The following is a 15,911-nucleotide window of genomic DNA, read 5'->3' as shown; positions in this document are numbered from 1 at the left end:
ACGCGCGCGAGATGCCTGGAAGGTAGCAGAAAACACCCAGGTGCGGGCGAAAGCCGTTGATTCAAGCCGGTTTGGTTATGATATAACATAATAATGTTTTAGCGCTTGCTGTCAGTCATGTCCCACTTCTCGCTCCTGCCCCCGCGGCCCGACGCCGCGCCGGGGTCCGGCGTGCCGTCCCGTTCCGCCTTCCTCGTATCCGCCTGGCGCCGCATGGCCTTCGCCCTGGTGGCGGTCGCCGCGCTGTGGGCGTTGACCGGCTGGGCGCTGGATTGGTGGCCGCGGTGAGTCCCGCCCCGGTCCCCATCGAACTGCGCGATGCTTCCTTCGGGTGGCACGGCCACGCAGTGCTGCGCGGCGTGTCGGGCCGCTTCGAGCCGGGCGCCATGACCGCCGTGGTCGGGCCGAACGGCGCCGGCAAGTCGACCCTGCTCAAGGGCATCATGGGCGTGCTGCGGCCGATGTCGGGCAGCGTCGGCATCGGCGGCGCCGGCCGCGCCGAGCTGGCCTGGCTGCCGCAGGCCGCCGAGCTGGACCGCGCCTTTCCCGTGACGGTGTTCGATCTGGTGGCCCTGGGCGCCTGGCGCCGGGTCGGCGGATGGCGGCGCTACGGCGGCGACGAGATCGACCGCTGCATGCAGGCGCTGGAGACCGTGGGCCTGGCGGACATGGCCGGCCGCGGCGTGGATACGTTGTCCGGCGGCCAGATGCAGCGCACTCTGTTTGCCCGCATGCTGGTGCAGGACGCGCCGGTGCTGCTGCTGGACGAACCGTTCGCGGCGGTCGACAGCCATACCGCCGATGACCTGATGGCGCTGCTGTGCGGCTTGCACGGCCAGGGCCGTTCGGTGATCGCGGTGCTGCACGACATGGACCTGGTGCGCGAGCACTTTCCGCAGTGCCTGCTGCTGTCGGGGTCGGTGGTGGCCTGGGGCGACACGGGGTCGGTCCTGACCGATGCGCACCTGAAGACGGCGCGCCAATGGCACGCGAGGGCCTACGCATGAGCGTGCTGCAATGGGTCGTGGCGCCCTTCATCGATTACGGCTTCATGCGGCGCGCGCTGGCCGGCGCCTGCTCGCTGTCGCTGGGCGCGGCGCCGCTGGGCGTGTTCCTGGTGCTGCGGCGCATGAGCCTGATGGGCGACGCCATGTCGCACGCCATCCTGCCAGGCGTGGCGGCCGGCTTCCTGCTATCGGGCCTGTCGCTGTGGGCCATGATGCTGGGCGGCATCATCACCGGCCTGGTGGTGGCCCTGCTGGCCGGTCTGGTGGCGCGCCTGACGCCGCTGCGCGAGGACGCCAGCTTCGCCGCGTTCTACCTGATCTCGCTGGGCCTGGGGGTGCTGCTGGTGTCGCTGCGCGGCTCCAACATGGATCTGCTGCACGTGCTGTTCGGCACGGTGCTGGGGCTGGATGACGCGTCGCTGCTGCTGGTCACGATCACGGCCAGCGTCACGCTGCTGGCGCTGGCCGCGCTCTATCGGCTGCTGGTGGCGGAGTGCCTGGATCCGGCCTTCCTGCGCGCCAGCGGCGGGCGTGGCGGCTGGGTCCACATGATCTTCCTGGTGCTGGTGGTGGTGAACCTGGTGGCGGGCTTCCAGGTGCTGGGCACCTTGATGGTGGTCGGCATCATGATGCTGCCGGCGGCCGCCGCCCGCTTCTGGTTGCGTTCCGCCGCCGGCCAGCTGCCGCTGGCCGCGGGCGTCGGCGTGGCGGCGTCGGTCGCCGGCCTGCTGGTGTCGTACCACTTCAATGTGCCGGCCTCGCCCGCCATCATCCTGGCCGCCGGCGTCTGTTACCTGTTTTCCATCGTCTGCGGCCCGCATGGCGGGTTGCTGCGGGCGCCGCGCGTCTCGCGCCGGGCCTGAATTCTCAAGGAGATTCACCATGCCTTCCCTCTTTCCGGCGCTGGCGCGCCGCCGTGTCATGCTGGCCGCGGCCGGCCTGTGGCTGTCCGCCGCGTTCGGCGCGGCGCAGGCGGCCGAACCGTTGCCGGTCGTGGCCAGCTTCTCGATCCTGGGCGACATCGTGCAGGAAGTCGGCGGCGCCGACGTCAAGGTGAGCACGCTGGTGGGCCCGGACGGCGATGCCCACGAATACGAACCCACGCCCGCCGACGCCAAGAAGCTGGCGGCCGCCAAGGTGCTGTTCGTCAACGGCCTGGACTTCGAGGCCTGGCTGCCGCGCCTGGTCAAGGCCTCCGGCTTTGCCGGGCCGACCGTGGTCGCCTCCAAGGGCGTGACGCCGCGCAAGTTCGCGGGCCATGGCGACGAGCACGGTGACAAGCATGACGACAAGGACCACGATCATGGCCACGCCCATGACCACGGCGGCCATCACCATCACGACGCCGATCCGCACGCCTGGCAGAACCTGGCCAACGGCGTGATCTACGCGCGCAACGTGGCCGACGGCCTGGCGGCCGCCGATCCGGCCCATGCCGACGCCTACCGCAAGCGCGCCGATGCCTACATCGCTCGTGTGCAGGCGGCGGATGCGGCCGTGCGCAAGACCTTCGCGGCGATTCCGGCGGAGCGCCGCAAGGTGGTCACCTCGCATGATGCGTTCGGCTATTTCGGCGATGCCTATGGCGTGAGCTTCATCGCGGCGATGGGCATCTCGACCGAAGCCGAGCCGTCCGCCGGCGACGTGGCCCGCATCATCGAGCAGGTCAAGCGCGACAAGGTGCCGGCGGTGTTCATCGAGAACATCACCAGCCCGCGCCTGGTGCAGCAGATCGCGCGTGAAACCGGCGCGAAGGTGGGTGGTACGCTGTATTCCGATGCCCTGTCCAAGCCCGGACAGCCCGGCGCCACCTACCTGGAAATGTTTGAATGGAACGTTCGTCAACTCGCCGCGGCCTTGCAGCCCTGATCGCCGTGGCGGGCGCGCTGGCGGCCGGCGCCGCCGGCGCCCACCCGCATATGTGGATCGACGCGCGCGCCGTCATCGACCTGGACGAGCAGCACCGCGTGACGGCGGTGCGCCAGGTCTGGCTGTTCGATGAGATGTTCGGCGCCTATGCCACGCAGGGACTCAAGAAGGGCAAGGGCGGCGCCTTGCCCGAGGACACCCTGAAAGGCATGGCGCAGGATTGGATGAAGGCGCTGGGCGAACCGGTGTCGCATTACTTCACGCGGGTCACCGTGGCGGGCAAGAGCGCGGTGTTCGCCGCGCCGCGCGATGCGCGCGTGACCTGGAACGCCAAGACCGGCCGGCTGGCGCTGGCGTTCACGCTGCCGCTGGCCGAGCCCGCCGCGCTGGATGCCGCGGGCGCGCAGGTGGACATCTACGACCCGACCTACTTCGTGGCCTACGCCTTCGACGACAAGGGGGCGGTCGCGCTGGACGGACCCGGCGCGGCGGCCTGCAAGCAGGCTTACCGCAAGCCCAAGGAACTGGATTGGAACACCATGCAGCAACTGGCCGCGATCCCGGCCGATCCGGACGCGCTGCCGGAAGAGCTTTTCGCCATCACCAAGGGGCTGACGCACCGTATCGAGGTGCAATGTTCGTAGCGCGGCGTCCGGCCGCCGCGCTGGCGTGGCTGTTCGCGCTGGCCGCGATGGCCTGGGCCGGCCTGGCCGACGCGCAGGGCGCGCATCCCTTCGGCGTGCCGGAGAGCGGCGCCGGCCTGGGCGGTCCCGGTTGGCTGGCGGGCGTCTTCGGCCAGGTTTCGGTGTGGCAGACCCATTTCTACCGCCAGTTGACGGCGGCGGTGCGCGCCTGGCAGGCCGATGGCGGCGCCTGGCTGCTGATCGGGCTGTCGTTCGCCTACGGCGTGTTCCATGCGCTCGGCCCGGGTCATGGCAAGGCGGTGATTTCCTCTTATGTGCTGGCCAACCGCCAGACCGCGCGCAACGGCGCGCTGCTGGCGTTGGTGTCGTCGCTGGTGCAGGCGCTGGTGGCGATCGCCATGGTGGCGGTGCTGGCGCTGGTGTTCAACGCCACGGCCGCGGCGATGAACCAGGCCACGCGCTGGCTGGAGCTGGCCTCGTATGGGCTGGTGACCCTGCTGGGCGCGTGGCTGGTCTGGATCAAGGCGATCCGGCCGCTGTTGCGGCGGCGTCCGGCCCGTGCGGCCGCGGTGGTCGCATCGCCTGCCGTGGCGGCGCCGGCCCTGAAGGGGGCCGCGGCCTTGCGCGCCATTGCGATCCACGCGCCGGCGCCGATTGCCCAGGGCGAGGTTCGTGGAGAGGGCCATGGTCACGCGCACGTTCATCCGCATGACCATCACGACGATTGCGGCTGCGGCCATGCCCATGTGCCGCCGCCGGAGCAGGTGGCGGGGCCGTTGAACTGGCGCCGCGCCTGGTCGGCGATCCTGGCGGTGGGCTTGCGGCCCTGCAGCGGGGCGCTGATCGTGCTGGTGTTCGCGCTGTCGCAGGGATTTTTCCTGGCCGGGGTGGCCTCGGCCCTGGCGATGGGCCTGGGCACTGGCCTGACGGTGGCGGCGCTGGCCTGCCTGGCGGTCGCGGCTGGCGGCGCCGCCAATGCGCTGGGCGCGCGCCTGTCGGGCGTCGCGGCGGCGCGTTTGCGTTACGGGGTGGAAGCCTTGGCGGCGCTGGCGGTGCTGGCGCTGGGCGTGCTGCTGCTGGGCGGCATGCTGGCCGGCGGCGGCTGAGACGCCGCGTTCAGGACTTGCGGCCCGCGCGCGGATGGGCCTGGTCGTAGGCCCGCGCCAGGTGCTGGAAGTCCAGCCGGGTATAGATCTGGGTGGTCGAGATGTTGGCGTGGCCCAGCATTTCCTGCACGGCGCGCAGGTCCTGCGCCGATTGCAGCACGTGGCTGGCGAAGCTGTGGCGCAGCACGTGCGGATGCACATGGGTCGGCAGGCCGGCGGCCTGCGCGATCCGGGCCAGCTGCAATTGCACCACGCGCGGCGAGATGCGCCGCCCACGGGCGCCAAGGAACAGGGCGGCGGCATTGTCGGCCGACGCGGCCGGGGGCGCCAGCTGCTCGCGCACGTGGATCCAGCGCCGCAGCGCCGCCAAAGCGGCCTGGCCCACCGGCACCGAGCGGCGCTTGCCGCCCTTGCCCAGCACGATCACCTCGGCCTCTTCCAGGCTGAGCCAGCCGCGCGATTCATGCTCGGCCGAGCGCGTGTAGCGCAGGTCCAGCCCGACCAGTTCCGACAGCCGCAGGCCGCTGGAATACAGCAATTCGAACATGGCCTGGTCGCGCAGGGCGGCCGGCTCGGTGGCGACCTTGGCCGCAGGGCGATCCAGCAAGGCCTGGGTCTGTTCCACCGACAGGGCCTTGGGCAGGCCGCGCGGCGCCTTGGGCGCGCGCACCCCGGCCACCGGGTTGCCGGCCAGGCCGATCGCCGGCGCCCACCACTGGTAGAAACCGCGCCAGGCCGCCAGCGTGCGCGCCAGGCTGCGCGGGCCGCGGCCCTGCGCATGCAGCCGCGCGACGAATTGGCGGATGTGGCCGTTGCCGAGCTTGTCGAGCGGCAGCTTGGCGCGTTCGGCCAGTTCGATCAGGAAGCGCAGCTCGCGCCGGTAGCCGTCCAGCGTGTGGGGCGAATAGCGGCGATGGCTTTCCAGATGGCGCAGCCAGGCGGCCATCGGATCGGGCAGGGGGGCGTCCGGCGCTTGCGTTGGCATGGCGTGTTCCGGGGCCCCTGCCGTCATGGTGGGCTCAGGCCTTGGGCGCGGCCGGGTTCAGCCGGTGCAGCGCCGCCGAGGCCAGCTGGCCGATGGCTTCCAGGAACGCGGTGCCCATCTCGGGCGTAAAGCGTTCGGCGTCGTCCGACCCCAGCACCAGCAGGCCGACGCTGGCGCCTTCGGCCTCCAGGCGCAGCGGCACCAGGGCCAGCGACTTGGGCTTGGCGTCCAGCCAGCCGACGGCTTCGAAGGCCGTGTCGGTGCCGCAGTACGGCGTCTTCAGGCTGTCGGTGAAGGTGCGCACGTCCTGCGTGACGGGTTCGCCATAGCCGGTGTCGGGCAGCTCGGGCAGGTTCCACAGGCGCAGCGCCACGTGGTTCAGTTCGAATTGTTCAGCCAGGCCCAGGGCGATTTCGCCGGGCACCAATTGCGGATCCGGTTCGGACAGCAGGCGGCAGCACCATTTGGAGATGTGGCTGCCGATGGTTTCGTTGGCGGTGGCGTTGCGCACCAGTTCGTTCAGGCGCCACTCGAGTTCGCGGTTGCGTTCGCGCAGCGTGAGGATCTGGCGTTCGCCCAGCGAAATGGCGCGCGAGCCGTGCGGGTGCGGCACCTGCAGCGTGGCGAAGACGTCGGCGTGCTCGTCGAAGAAGCCGGGGTGTTCCTGCAGGAAGTTGGCGATGTCCTGGGCGGTGAAAGCGGTATCGGTCATGGGGTTATCGGTTCAGCGCCATGGAGAAGACGAGCTTGTCGATGTCGACCTGCCCCGTGAAGACGGATTCGGCCGGTCCGGTCATGCGCAGCTGGTCGCCGTTCCAGGCGATGGTCAGCACGCCGCCGCGCGTCTGCACGCGCACCGGGGAATCGAGCAGGCCGCGGCGGATGCCGGCCGCGACGGCGGCGCAGGCGCCGGTGCCGCAGGCCAGCGTCTCGCCGGCGCCGCGTTCGTGCACGCGCAGGCGGATGTTGTGGCGATCGACGATCTGCATGAAACCGGCGTTGACGCGGCGGGCAAAGCGCGGGTGGTTCTCGATCAGCGGACCGACGACGGCGACCGGCGCGGTGTCGACGTTATCCACCACCTGCACGGCGTGCGGGTTGGAGATGGCCACGGCCGACAGGGCCACGCTGCGCGGCAGGCCGGCGGGCACGTCGAGTTCCAGCTCCCACAGCGTGTCCTGGCCTTCGGTGCGGGACGCGAGCCCGGAGGTGTCGAACGGCAACGCGGCCGGGTCGAAGCGGGTGCTGCCCATGTCGACCGTGACCTGCTCGTCGTCGCCCTCGTCCAGCACCAGGATGCCGGTGGCGATCTCGGCGCGCAGCGGGTTGCGGTCGGACAGGCCCTGCTCGTGCACGAAGCGCACGAAGCAGCGCGCGCCGTTGCCGCAGTGCTCGACTTCGCTGCCGTCGGAATTGAAGATGCGGTAGCGGAAGTCGGCGTCGGGCCGGGTGGCGCGTTCGACCAGCAGGATCTGGTCGGCGCCGATGCCGAAGTGGCGGTCGCCCAGCGCGCGGGCGCGCTCGGGCGTCATCTCGATGGCCTGGCGGACCCCGTCCAGGACGACGAAGTCGTTGCCCGCGCCATGCATTTTGGTGAAGTTCCAGTTCATGGGGGGATTATCGCCCATTCTGGCCCGGGAAACCGCCCCGGCGCGGGCCTGCCCTAGTAGATCTTGGGCTCGCCCGGCGGACGGGTCTTGAAACGGCGGTGGACCCAGTAATACTGGCTGGGGCAGCGCCGCACCCAGCCCTCCAGCTCGCGGTTCAGGCGCGCCGTGGCTTCTTCCAGCGTGTCGTCGCCGGGGAAGTTTTCCAGCGGCGGCAGCACCTCGGCGTGGTAGCGGCCGGTCTCCGGGTTCCAGAAATCCAGGATCGGCAGCACGGCCGCGTCCCATTTCTTGGCCAGCTGCGCGGTGGCCAGCAGGGTCGCCGCCTGGATGCCGAAGAACGGCGCGAACACGGCGCCCTGGCGGCCGAAGTCCATGTCGGGCAGGTAGTAGACCGGCCGCGGCGCGCGCAGGTGGCGGATCAGGTCGCGCACGCCGTCCTTGCGGCTGACCAGGAACACCTCGTTGAAGCGGGCGCGGCCGGCGGCCACCACGGCGTCGATGTGCGGGTCGCTCTGCGGCGTGTACATGGTGGCCGCGCTCGGCACTTCCATGGTGAGGCGGGTGGCGGCCGCGTCCAGGCCGATGAAGTGCGGCGCCAGCAGGATCACCGCGCGGCCCTGGGCGGTCAGTTCATTGATGCGGTCGGCGCCGCTCTGCGTGACCATGTCCTTGATGGCTTCGGGGGTGCCGTACCACAGCACGCCGCGGTCGACGATGGACTGCGCCAGCGCCCGGAAGTGCTCGCGCACCCAGCGTTCGCGCACTTCCTCGGGTTGCTCGGGAAAGCACAGCTCGAGATTGCGGCGCACGATGCGGGTGCGCGATTTGGCCAGGCGCATGGCCAGCCAGCCGAGCGCGGCGCCGATGCGTAGCCGGGTGGACGGCCGCATGCGGCCGAACCATTTCAGCAGATTGACCAGCGTGCGCGTTTTCGATTCTTTCATGGACAGGTGGGGAGCTTGAGACCAGGGCGGCGGGGCGTGGGCGCCGGCTTCAGTGGGGCGCGGTGGCCGCGTCGTCGGCGGGGGCGGGCGGGGCGCCGCGCGGGGTCTTGTAGCGGTTGTAGCTCCAGAGATACTGCTGCGGGCAGCGGCGGATCAGCGTTTCCATGGCGGCGTTGAGCAGCGCGGCCTGGGCTTGCGGATCGGCGGGCAGCGGCTCGGGCACCCGCACGTAGTGGATGCGCCAGCCGCGGCCGCCCGACAGGCGTTCGCCGGCGGTCAGGATGATGGGGGCGCCGGTCTGGGTGGCCAGTTTGCCGGGCAGGGTCATGGTGTAGGCCATGCGTCCGAAAAATGGCGCCCAGACGCCGTCGCCGACGCCCGGCGCCTGGTCGGGCAGCATGCCAACCGACTCGCCGCGCCGCAGGGCCCGCACGAATTCCCGCACGCCCTGCATGGTGGCCGGCACGGCGTTGACCGCGGAGCCGTTGCGCGCGGTTTCCAGCAACGGCGCCAGGATGTCCTTGCGCGGCGGGCGGAACATCACCGTCATGGGCATCAGGCGGGCCAGATAGCGCGCGGTGATCTCGAAACAGCCCAGGTGCGGGGTCAGGAACAGGATGCCGCGGTTCTCGGCGTGGGCCGCGGCCACCACGTCGTTGTCGTCGGACACGACCTGGGCCAGGCTTTGTTCATTGCGGAACCAGACCCGCGGCATCTCCAGGATCATGGCGCCGGCCTCGCCGGCCGCGCGGCGGGCAAAGGCCGCGTCGGGGTAGCCGGCCTGCGTCGCATTGGCCCGCAGGCGGCGCCGGTACTTGCCGGGAAACGCATACGCGATGCGGCCGAGCAGGCGCCCGAGCGCGTGCGCGACGGGCAAGGGCAGGGATGCGAACAGGCGGAACAGGGCGAGCAGCATGCGGCAAATGGGCGATATCGGGCATGGTGGTGCCGGTGCTCGGGCGAAAGACCCCACCCGTGGCACAAGCATAAGAACCGCATTTTCGCTTAAAATCGACCCGTCGCCGAGTTAACCGACAACTTGCGGGGCGACGGCAGGATCCCGGCGCGTTGCGCGTCGCTTGCCAAATCCGCTAAAGCGTCGCGCCCAGATCAGCGTATTCCATGCAGTCCGGGGTGCAACGCGCCTCGTGAACCTAAGTTCCGGCTGTACCGGACATCAAAGGACGCATCTGTGGCCAATAACGACTTTCTCTTCACCTCCGAATCCGTTTCCGAAGGGCACCCCGACAAGGTAGCCGACCAGGTTTCCGACGCGATTCTGGACGCCATCTTCACCCAGGACCCGAACGCCCGCGTGGCCGCGGAGACCCTGTGCAACACGGGTCTGGTCGTGCTGGCCGGTGAAATCACCACCACCGCCAACGTCGACTACATCCAGGTCGCGCGCGACACGATCCGCCGCATCGGCTACGACAACACCGAGTACGGCATTGACTACAAGGGTTGCGCGGTGCTGGTCGCCTACGACAAGCAATCGCCGGACATCGCCCAGGGCGTGGACCGCAGCTCGGAAGACTACCTGAACCAGGGCGCGGGCGACCAAGGCCTGATGTTCGGCTACGCCTGCGACGAAACCCCCGACCTGATGCCGGCCCCGATCTGGTACGCGCACCGCCTGGTGCAGCGCCAGAGCGAACTGCGCAAGGACGGCCGCCTGGCGTGGCTGCGCCCGGACGCCAAGTCGCAAGTGACCTTCCGCTACGTCGACGGCCGCCCGGCCGAAGTCGACACCGTGGTGCTCTCGACCCAGCACGCGCCGGAAGTCTCGCAGGAGACCATCCGCGAAGCCGTGATCGAAGACATCATCAAGCCCAGCTTCCCCGACGGCCTGATCACGCCCAAGACCAAGTTCCTGGTCAACCCGACCGGCCGCTTCGTCATCGGCGGCCCGCAGGGCGATTGCGGCCTGACCGGCCGCAAGATCATCGTCGACACCTACGGCGGCGCATGCCCGCACGGTGGCGGCGCGTTCTCGGGCAAGGATCCGTCCAAGGTCGACCGTTCGGCCGCCTACGCCGCCCGCTACGTGGCCAAGAACATCGTGGCCGCCGGCCTGGCGCGCCAGTGCCAGGTGCAGGTCAGCTACGCCATCGGCGTGGCCGAGCCCATCAACATCACCGTCTACACCGAAGGCACCGGCGTCATTCCCGACGACCAGATCGCCAAGCTGGTGCGCGAGCACTTCGACCTGCGTCCGAAGGGCATCGTCAACATGCTCGACCTGCTGCGCCCGATCTACACCAAGACCGCCGCGTATGGCCACTTCGGCCGTTCCGAGCCGGAATTCTCGTGGGAAGCCACGGACAAGGTCCAGGAACTGAAGAAGGGCGTGTAACGCACCCTTTCGAAGTAGAAAAAGCCCCGGCACGCCGGGGCTTTTTCATGGGCGCGAGCGTCGCGGTCAGAGGCCCCAGGCCGATAGATCCGGGGTCCGCGCGACCGGCGCCAGCACTGGTTCCAGCATCGCGGCCCGATCCAGCAGGGCCGCGTCGCCGCCGGCGGGCGCCAGCAACTGCACCGCCATCGGCATGCCGTCCTCGTCGAAGCCGGCCGGCAGGGCGATCGCGGCCGCGCCCAGGAAGTTGGCCGGGCGCAGCAGCCTGCCCAAGCCGGCGTGGCGGACGTCGGCCGCGTCCAGTGCCTGGGCCGCCTGGTCGCAGGCCGGCATCAGGAGGGCATCGATGCCCTGCATGGCGGCGGCGAACGTCGCCATGTCGGCCTGGCGCCGTTGCAGCGCCGCCTCGTAGTCGGCCCGGGCGATGCGGCCGCCGGCGGCGATGCGCGCGCGCACCACGTCCCACAGCGGCTGGGCCGGGTCTTCGGCCAGCGCGCCGAAGTAGCGGTAGGCCTCGTAGGCCAGCACCAGCGAATTGTCGTCCGCCATGCGGGCGAACGACAGCGAGGCGGGCGGATGCCAGGTTTCGGGCGTCAGGCCGGCCTGATCCAGGCGTTCCTGCGCCTCGTGCCAGATCCGCAGGCCTTCATCGGCCAGCGGCGCGGGCCAGGCCTGCGGCGCCAGCACGGCGACGGCGCTGCCGCGCGGCGCGGCGGGGCGGCGCAGGGCGGCGATGCAGGCCGCGGGCAGCGCCAGGGTGGCGTCGTCGTCGATGTCGGGGCCGGCCAGCGCCTGGGTCAGCAAGCGGGCGTCGGCCACGCTGCGGGCGATGGGGCCGAGCACGTCCAGGGTGTCCGACAGCGGCAGGCAGCCGGCGCGGCTGATGACGCCCGATGACGGCTTGTAGCCCACCACGCCGTTCAGCGCGGCGGGGGCGCGCACCGAGCCGCCGGTGTCGCCGCCCAGCGCCAGCGGCGCCAGGCCGGCCGCCACCGCGACCCCGGCGCCGCTGGACGAGCCGCCGGGCGCGCGCGCGGTGACCGCGTCCCAGGGGTTGCGGGCCGTGCCCTGGGTCGGATTCTGGCCCGACAGGCCGAACGCGAATTCAGTCATGCGGGTCTTGCCCAGGATCACCATGCCCTGCGCCGACAGGCCGCGCACGGCGGCGGAGGTTTCATCGCTGACGATGTCGCGCCGGGCTTGCGAGCCACCGCTGGCGACGGTGCCCGCCCATTGCACGCTGTCCTTCACCGCCACCGGCACGCCATGCAGCGGGCCCATCGAAATACCGGCGGCCAGCAGCCGGTCGGCCGCTTCGGCCTGGGCCAGGGCGCGTTCGGCGGTGACCACGCTGTACGCGGCCAGGTCGGGCGCGCGGGCGATGCGATCCAGGAAATGGGTGGTGACCTGGCGCGAACTCAGTTCCCCCGCGCGGATGGCGCGGGCGAGTTCGCGGGCTTCTCGGAAATGCAGGGCGGTGTCTTGGTCTGGCATGGCTCTCACGAAAAGGAAAAGCTCTCCGGTCCTTGGGGAACCGGAAAGCGTTGATGCGGGGCGTCAGGGCCTGAGCGGGTCTTACTTCAGCGATTGGCCGCGGGTTTCAGGCATGCGGATGAAGGTGATCAGCGTGATCACGGCGCCAGCCAGCACGTAATAGAAGAACCAGCGCTCCATGCCCTTGCTCTGCAGCCAGGTCAGCAGGTAGGGGGTGGTGCCGCCGAGCAGCGCCACGACCAGGTTGTACGGGGTGCCGATGCCGACGGCGCGCACGCTGGTGGGGAATTGCTCCGACATGATGGCCGGCGCGATCGACGTGTACATGGCGTACAGCACCAGGCCGAACAGTTCCACGGCCAGGATCGAGCCGAACGACGGGCCCAGCGTGGTCATCAGCGGGTAGAAGAACACCAGGTAGCCGGCGGCGAAGAAGATCAGCTGCGGCTTGCGGCCGATGCGGTCGGACAGCATGCCGAACACGGGCTGCACCAGCATGAAGACGATCAGCGCGACGGTGTTGGCGGCGAACGCGACCTGCGGATCGGCCTTGACCTGGCGGATGGCGTAGGTCGGCACGTAGGCCACGAAGATATAGAAGGCGAACGTCGTCAGGATCGAGAAGCCGACGATGCGCAGCACTTCACGCGGGTGCTCGCGCAGCAGGGTGCGCAGCGGCTGCTTTTCGATGCCGGCCTTCTTGGCGTGCGAGAACGCCTCGGTTTCCGGAATCGCGCGGCGGATCCACATGCCGGCCAGGCCGCCCAGCGCGCCCAGGAAGAACGGGATGCGCCAGCCCCAGTCGGCCATTTCGGCCTTGGTCAGGGTCGAGGTCAGCAGCCAGCCCACGGCGGACGCGGCCAGGATGCCCACGGCGGCGCTGAAGAAGACGAAGCTGGAATAGAAGCCGCGCTTGTTGGGCGGCGCCATTTCCGCCAGGAAGGTCGTGGCCGAGGCATACTCTCCGCCCAGCGACAGGCCTTGCAGCAGGCGCGCGGCGGTCAGCAGCAGCGGCGCGGCCAGGCCGATGGTGGCATAGGTCGGGGTGACGGCGATGATCAGCGAACCGCCGGCCATCATCAGGATGGTCAGGCCCAGCGCGGCCTTGCGGCCGTAGCGGTCGGAGAAGATGCCGAGCACCCAGCCGCCGACCGGGCGCATGAAGAAGCCGACGGCGAAAATGCCGAAGGTGGCCAGCAGGGCGGTGGTCTCGTTGCCATCGGGAAAGAACTGCTTTGAGAAGAAAATGGCGAATGACGCATAGATGGTCCAATCGAACCATTCCACCGCATTGCCTACACTACCGGCCAGAATCGTGCGGGCGCGCGACACGGGCGCGGCGTTTGCCCCCTGCGTGGCGCGCAGGGTTGCGGAAGGGGTACTCATAACGTCCTCGGTTTTATTTTTGGTCAAATAGACCGTTAAATTTTGTGTTTTTATCAATGCGCGAACGTTATATTAATGAATATGGTCACGTCAAGTAAGGGTAAGCCCCTAATGCCGGCGCTCGATGACACCGATCTGGCCTGCCTGATCGCCCTGCAGGCCGACCCGCGCGCCTCCTGGCGCGAGCTGGGCGCGGCCACCGGCATTGCCGAGCGCACGGTGGCGCGCCGCATCAAGCGGCTGATGGATGCCGACGCCCTGCGCGTCATCGCCGAGGCCGATCCGCTGGCCACGGGCCGCGGCGTGGTGCTGCACGCCTGGGTGCGCTGCCGCTCGGGCCGCGTGGCCGAAGCGGCCGAGGCCCTGGCGCGGCTCGGCATCACCCAGCTGGTCGTGACGCTGGCCGGCACGGCCGATCTGATGGCGGAGCTGACGCTGGCGGATGCCGCCGACATGCCCGACGTGGTGACGCGCGTGCTGCCGTCCATCGACGGCGTCGAGCAGGTCGAAGCGCGCTTGGTGCTGCGGCCGTTCCGCCGCGCCGGCCAGTGGCGCATCCAGGCCGACGGCGCGGCGCCCGAGGCGCCGGATCCGGCCAGCCAGGCCCCGCTGGCGCTGACCGAGCCCGAGCAGCGCATCGTGGCCCATCTGATGCGCGACGGCCGCGCCAGCCTGGCCGAGTTGTCGGCCCACGCCGAGGTCAGCGAGCCGACCGCCCAGCGCCTGTTGCAGCACCTGGTCGAGCGGCGCGCGCTCAGCTTCCGCGTGGAGGTCGAACCGGCCCTGGTGGGCTTTCCGGTCGAGGCGGTGATCTCGGTGCAGGTGCGTCCGCAGGTCGTCGACGCCCTGGCCGCGCACCTGGCGCTGGATCCGAACACGCGTTGCCTGTTCGGCACCAGCGGCGCCTCGCAGTTGTTCTGGCATGTGCTGTGCCGCGACAGCCTGCACCTGTGGGACGTGGTCACGCGCAGGCTGGGCGAGCTCGATGGCGTGCTGGCCAGCGAGGTGGGCGTGGTGATGCGCGCCTACAAGCGCTGCGGCATCGTGCGCGAAGGCGCGCGGCTGGGCGCCGACGCCGCCTGAGCCTGCCGCGGCAGGAAACCCGACGCGCGTGGCGCGCCGGGCTGTCGCGCCTCAGGCGCCGAGATAGGCGCGCGCCAGCGTCCCATCCGCGGCGATCTCGCGCGCCGTGCCGTGCGCCGCCACGCGGCCGGATTCCAGCACGTAGGCGCGGTCCGCCAGCGACAGGGCCAGCGCCGCCATCTGGTCCACCAGCAGTATCGTCATCGATTCGGCCCGCAACCTGTCCAGCGCTTCGAACAATTCGTCGATGATCTTGGGCGCCAGGCCCAATGACGGTTCGTCCAGCAGCAGGATCACCGGCTTGGACATCAGCCCACGCGCGATCGCCAGCATCTGCTGCTCGCCGCCGGACAGCAGGCCGGCGCGCTGGTGCTGCCGCTCGCGCAGGCGGGGAAAGCGCGTCAGCATCTCCTGCACCCGGGCTTCGCGATCCGCCGGATGCAGGAAGGCGCCCAGCCGGATGTTGTCGAGCACGCTCAGGTCGGGGAACACCTGCCGCCCCTCGGGCACCAGGACCAGCCCTCGCGCCACGATGCGGTCCGCGCTCAACCCCTGCAATTCCTGTCCTTGCAGGTGCATGCCGCCCTGAGCGGGTCGATGCAGTCCGGCCAGGGTGCGCATCAGCGTCGACTTGCCGGCGCCGTTGGCGCCCAGCAGCGCCACCATTTCGCCCTCGCGGACCTGCAGGTCGATGCCATGCAGCACCGGGTTGGCGCCGTAGCCCGTGGTCAGGCTGCCCACGCCCAGCACTTCCGGCGCGACGCGGGAAGCGGCCGGACGCGCGCGCGCCGCGGGGGCGTGTCGCGCCGCGTCGTCGCCCAGATAGGCCTGCCGCACGGCCGCGGACTGCTGGATCTCGCCGGTGGATCCCTGCGCCAATTCGCGCCCCGCGTCGATGGCGACAACGTGGTCGGACACGCCCATCACCAAGGCCATGTCGTGCTCGACCAGCAGCACCCCGGCACCGGCGTCGGCAATGCGCCGCAGCAGGGCCGCCAGCCGGGTCTTGTCCTCGCGTGACAGACCCGCCGCAGGCTCGTCCATCAACAGGATGTCGGCGTCGGTGGCCAGCGCGCGGGCGATCTCCACCAGCCTGCGGTCCACGTGCGCCAGGTCGGCGGCCGGCGCATCGAGCGCGCCCTGATAGCCGCAGAAGGCCAACAGGGCGCGGGCGCGCTCGCGTGCATCGGACGACAGATAGCGGCGCGCGGCCAGCAGGCCCCCCAGCCGGCCGCGCAACAGGCCCAGCGCCACGTTATCCTCGACGCTCAGGGTGTCGAACAGTTGCGAGGTCTGGTAGGTGCGCGCGATGCCTTCGCGGGCCACGCGGTAGGCGGGCAGGCCGGCCAGCGGGGTCGCGCCCAGCGCGACGCTGCCGCGGGTCGGCTGGTAATAGCCGCTGAGCATGTTGATGACGGTGGACTTGC

The 15,911-nt window shown here is 70.3% G+C and carries 16 protein-coding genes; 8 read left to right on the top strand and 8 right to left on the bottom strand.

Annotation, left to right across the window (positions count from 1 at the left end; translation table 11 throughout):
- Window positions 1–117 precede the first annotated feature (117 nt).
- From AOZ49_RS32890 to AOZ49_RS04785, 6 genes are read left to right on the top strand one after another with little or no spacing between them, the layout of a single operon-like run.
- Window positions 118–288 (top strand): hypothetical protein, encoded by a 171-nt coding sequence (locus AOZ49_RS32890; protein ID WP_197286702.1) that lies wholly within the window; start codon window positions 118–120, stop codon window positions 286–288.
- Window positions 285–1,007 carry a metal ABC transporter ATP-binding protein gene (locus AOZ49_RS04805; RefSeq protein ID WP_054474569.1) on the top strand — a complete coding sequence of 241 codons (723 nt, stop codon included), beginning with the start codon at window positions 285–287 and terminating at the stop codon, window positions 1,005–1,007. The genes AOZ49_RS32890 and AOZ49_RS04805 overlap by 4 nt, the downstream gene beginning before the upstream one ends.
- Entirely contained in the window at window positions 1,004–1,870 is an 867-nt protein-coding gene (locus AOZ49_RS04800) for a metal ABC transporter permease (RefSeq protein WP_054430775.1), read from the top strand. Before AOZ49_RS04805 ends, AOZ49_RS04800 begins: the two co-directional genes overlap by 4 nt.
- A gap of 19 nt (window positions 1,871–1,889) precedes the next feature.
- On the top strand, window positions 1,890–2,876 hold the full coding sequence (locus tag AOZ49_RS04795) for a metal ABC transporter solute-binding protein, Zn/Mn family (protein WP_054474506.1): 987 nt from the start codon (window positions 1,890–1,892) through the stop codon (window positions 2,874–2,876).
- The gene (locus AOZ49_RS04790; protein WP_054474505.1) at window positions 2,837–3,520 is read left to right on the top strand and encodes a DUF1007 family protein; all 684 of its coding nucleotides are present in this window, start codon (window positions 2,837–2,839) and stop codon (window positions 3,518–3,520) included. The genes AOZ49_RS04795 and AOZ49_RS04790 overlap by 40 nt, the downstream gene beginning before the upstream one ends.
- Window positions 3,511–4,626 carry a nickel/cobalt transporter gene (locus tag AOZ49_RS04785; RefSeq protein WP_054474504.1) on the top strand — a complete coding sequence of 372 codons (1,116 nt, stop codon included), beginning with the start codon at window positions 3,511–3,513 and terminating at the stop codon, window positions 4,624–4,626. The genes AOZ49_RS04790 and AOZ49_RS04785 overlap by 10 nt, the downstream gene beginning before the upstream one ends.
- Before the next feature lie 10 nt (window positions 4,627–4,636).
- Here AOZ49_RS04785 and xerC read toward each other — a convergent pair whose 3' ends face one another.
- From xerC to AOZ49_RS04760, 5 genes are read right to left on the bottom strand one after another with little or no spacing between them, the layout of a single operon-like run.
- Window positions 4,637–5,611, bottom strand: coding sequence for a tyrosine recombinase XerC (gene xerC, locus AOZ49_RS04780; RefSeq protein WP_054474503.1), 975 nt, complete (start codon window positions 5,609–5,611; stop codon window positions 4,637–4,639).
- 34 nt (window positions 5,612–5,645) lie between these two features.
- The gene (locus tag AOZ49_RS04775; RefSeq protein ID WP_054430770.1) at window positions 5,646–6,323 is read right to left on the bottom strand and encodes a DUF484 family protein; all 678 of its coding nucleotides are present in this window, start codon (window positions 6,321–6,323) and stop codon (window positions 5,646–5,648) included.
- A gap of 4 nt (window positions 6,324–6,327) precedes the next feature.
- A complete protein-coding gene (gene dapF / locus AOZ49_RS04770) occupies window positions 6,328–7,239 on the bottom strand; it encodes a diaminopimelate epimerase (RefSeq protein ID WP_054474502.1) in 912 nt (303 codons plus the stop codon).
- A gap of 35 nt (window positions 7,240–7,274) precedes the next feature.
- A complete protein-coding gene (locus tag AOZ49_RS04765) occupies window positions 7,275–8,165 on the bottom strand; it encodes a lysophospholipid acyltransferase family protein (RefSeq protein ID WP_054430768.1) in 891 nt (296 codons plus the stop codon).
- A 49-nt stretch (window positions 8,166–8,214) separates the two neighbouring features.
- Window positions 8,215–9,081: a lysophospholipid acyltransferase family protein gene (locus AOZ49_RS04760; RefSeq protein WP_054474501.1), complete on the bottom strand. Its 867-nt coding sequence runs from the start codon at window positions 9,079–9,081 to the stop codon at window positions 8,215–8,217.
- Between the two features lie 276 nt (window positions 9,082–9,357).
- Between AOZ49_RS04760 and metK the strand changes: the two genes are divergently transcribed.
- Window positions 9,358–10,521 (top strand): methionine adenosyltransferase, encoded by a 1,164-nt coding sequence (metK, locus tag AOZ49_RS04755; protein WP_006391903.1) that lies wholly within the window; start codon window positions 9,358–9,360, stop codon window positions 10,519–10,521.
- A 66-nt stretch (window positions 10,522–10,587) separates the two neighbouring features.
- Here the strand turns inward: metK and AOZ49_RS04750 are convergent, their stop codons facing one another.
- Both AOZ49_RS04750 and AOZ49_RS04745 read right to left on the bottom strand, forming a co-directional pair.
- On the bottom strand, window positions 10,588–12,015 hold the full coding sequence (locus AOZ49_RS04750; protein ID WP_054430766.1) for an amidase: 1,428 nt from the start codon (window positions 12,013–12,015) through the stop codon (window positions 10,588–10,590).
- An 81-nt stretch (window positions 12,016–12,096) separates the two neighbouring features.
- On the bottom strand, window positions 12,097–13,401 hold the full coding sequence (locus tag AOZ49_RS04745) for an MFS transporter (protein WP_054430765.1): 1,305 nt from the start codon (window positions 13,399–13,401) through the stop codon (window positions 12,097–12,099).
- 111 nt (window positions 13,402–13,512) lie between these two features.
- Between AOZ49_RS04745 and AOZ49_RS04740 the strand changes: the two genes are divergently transcribed.
- Window positions 13,513–14,484 (top strand): Lrp/AsnC family transcriptional regulator, encoded by a 972-nt coding sequence (locus tag AOZ49_RS04740; RefSeq protein WP_231689881.1) that lies wholly within the window; start codon window positions 13,513–13,515, stop codon window positions 14,482–14,484.
- A gap of 51 nt (window positions 14,485–14,535) precedes the next feature.
- Here AOZ49_RS04740 and AOZ49_RS04735 read toward each other — a convergent pair.
- On the bottom strand, window positions 14,536–15,911 hold a 1,376-nt coding region (locus tag AOZ49_RS04735; RefSeq protein ID WP_156355593.1), incomplete at its 5' end, for an ATP-binding cassette domain-containing protein.

This window comes from Achromobacter sp. 2789STDY5608615 (assembly GCF_001298995.1).
In the GTDB taxonomy this organism is placed as follows: Bacteria; Pseudomonadota; Gammaproteobacteria; order Burkholderiales; family Burkholderiaceae_B; genus Achromobacter; species Achromobacter insuavis.
The sequence above is the reverse complement of the archived record's forward strand: the minus strand, read 5'-3'. Positions and strand labels throughout refer to the sequence as shown.

What these genes read in the sequence shown, in the direction of transcription:
- dapF (WP_054474502.1), bottom strand. Translation starts at nt 7,239, where the DNA reads ATGGGCGATAATCCCCCCATGAACTGGAACTTCACCAAAATGCATGGC.
- AOZ49_RS04760 (WP_054474501.1), bottom strand. Translation starts at nt 9,081, where the DNA reads ATGCTGCTCGCCCTGTTCCGCCTGTTCGCATCCCTGCCCTTGCCCGTC.
- AOZ49_RS04790 (WP_054474505.1), top strand. Translation starts at nt 2,837, where the DNA reads ATGGAACGTTCGTCAACTCGCCGCGGCCTTGCAGCCCTGATCGCCGTG.
- AOZ49_RS04775 (WP_054430770.1), bottom strand. Translation starts at nt 6,323, where the DNA reads ATGACCGATACCGCTTTCACCGCCCAGGACATCGCCAACTTCCTGCAG.
- AOZ49_RS04795 (WP_054474506.1), top strand. Translation starts at nt 1,890, where the DNA reads ATGCCTTCCCTCTTTCCGGCGCTGGCGCGCCGCCGTGTCATGCTGGCC.
- AOZ49_RS04750 (WP_054430766.1), bottom strand. Translation starts at nt 12,015, where the DNA reads ATGCCAGACCAAGACACCGCCCTGCATTTCCGAGAAGCCCGCGAACTC.
- xerC (WP_054474503.1), bottom strand. Translation starts at nt 5,611, where the DNA reads ATGCCAACGCAAGCGCCGGACGCCCCCCTGCCCGATCCGATGGCCGCC.
- AOZ49_RS04800 (WP_054430775.1), top strand. Translation starts at nt 1,004, where the DNA reads ATGAGCGTGCTGCAATGGGTCGTGGCGCCCTTCATCGATTACGGCTTC.
- AOZ49_RS04745 (WP_054430765.1), bottom strand. Translation starts at nt 13,401, where the DNA reads ATGAGTACCCCTTCCGCAACCCTGCGCGCCACGCAGGGGGCAAACGCC.
- AOZ49_RS32890 (WP_197286702.1), top strand. Translation starts at nt 118, where the DNA reads ATGTCCCACTTCTCGCTCCTGCCCCCGCGGCCCGACGCCGCGCCGGGG.
- AOZ49_RS04740 (WP_231689881.1), top strand. Translation starts at nt 13,513, where the DNA reads ATGCCGGCGCTCGATGACACCGATCTGGCCTGCCTGATCGCCCTGCAG.
- AOZ49_RS04785 (WP_054474504.1), top strand. Translation starts at nt 3,511, where the DNA reads ATGTTCGTAGCGCGGCGTCCGGCCGCCGCGCTGGCGTGGCTGTTCGCG.
- AOZ49_RS04765 (WP_054430768.1), bottom strand. Translation starts at nt 8,165, where the DNA reads ATGAAAGAATCGAAAACGCGCACGCTGGTCAATCTGCTGAAATGGTTC.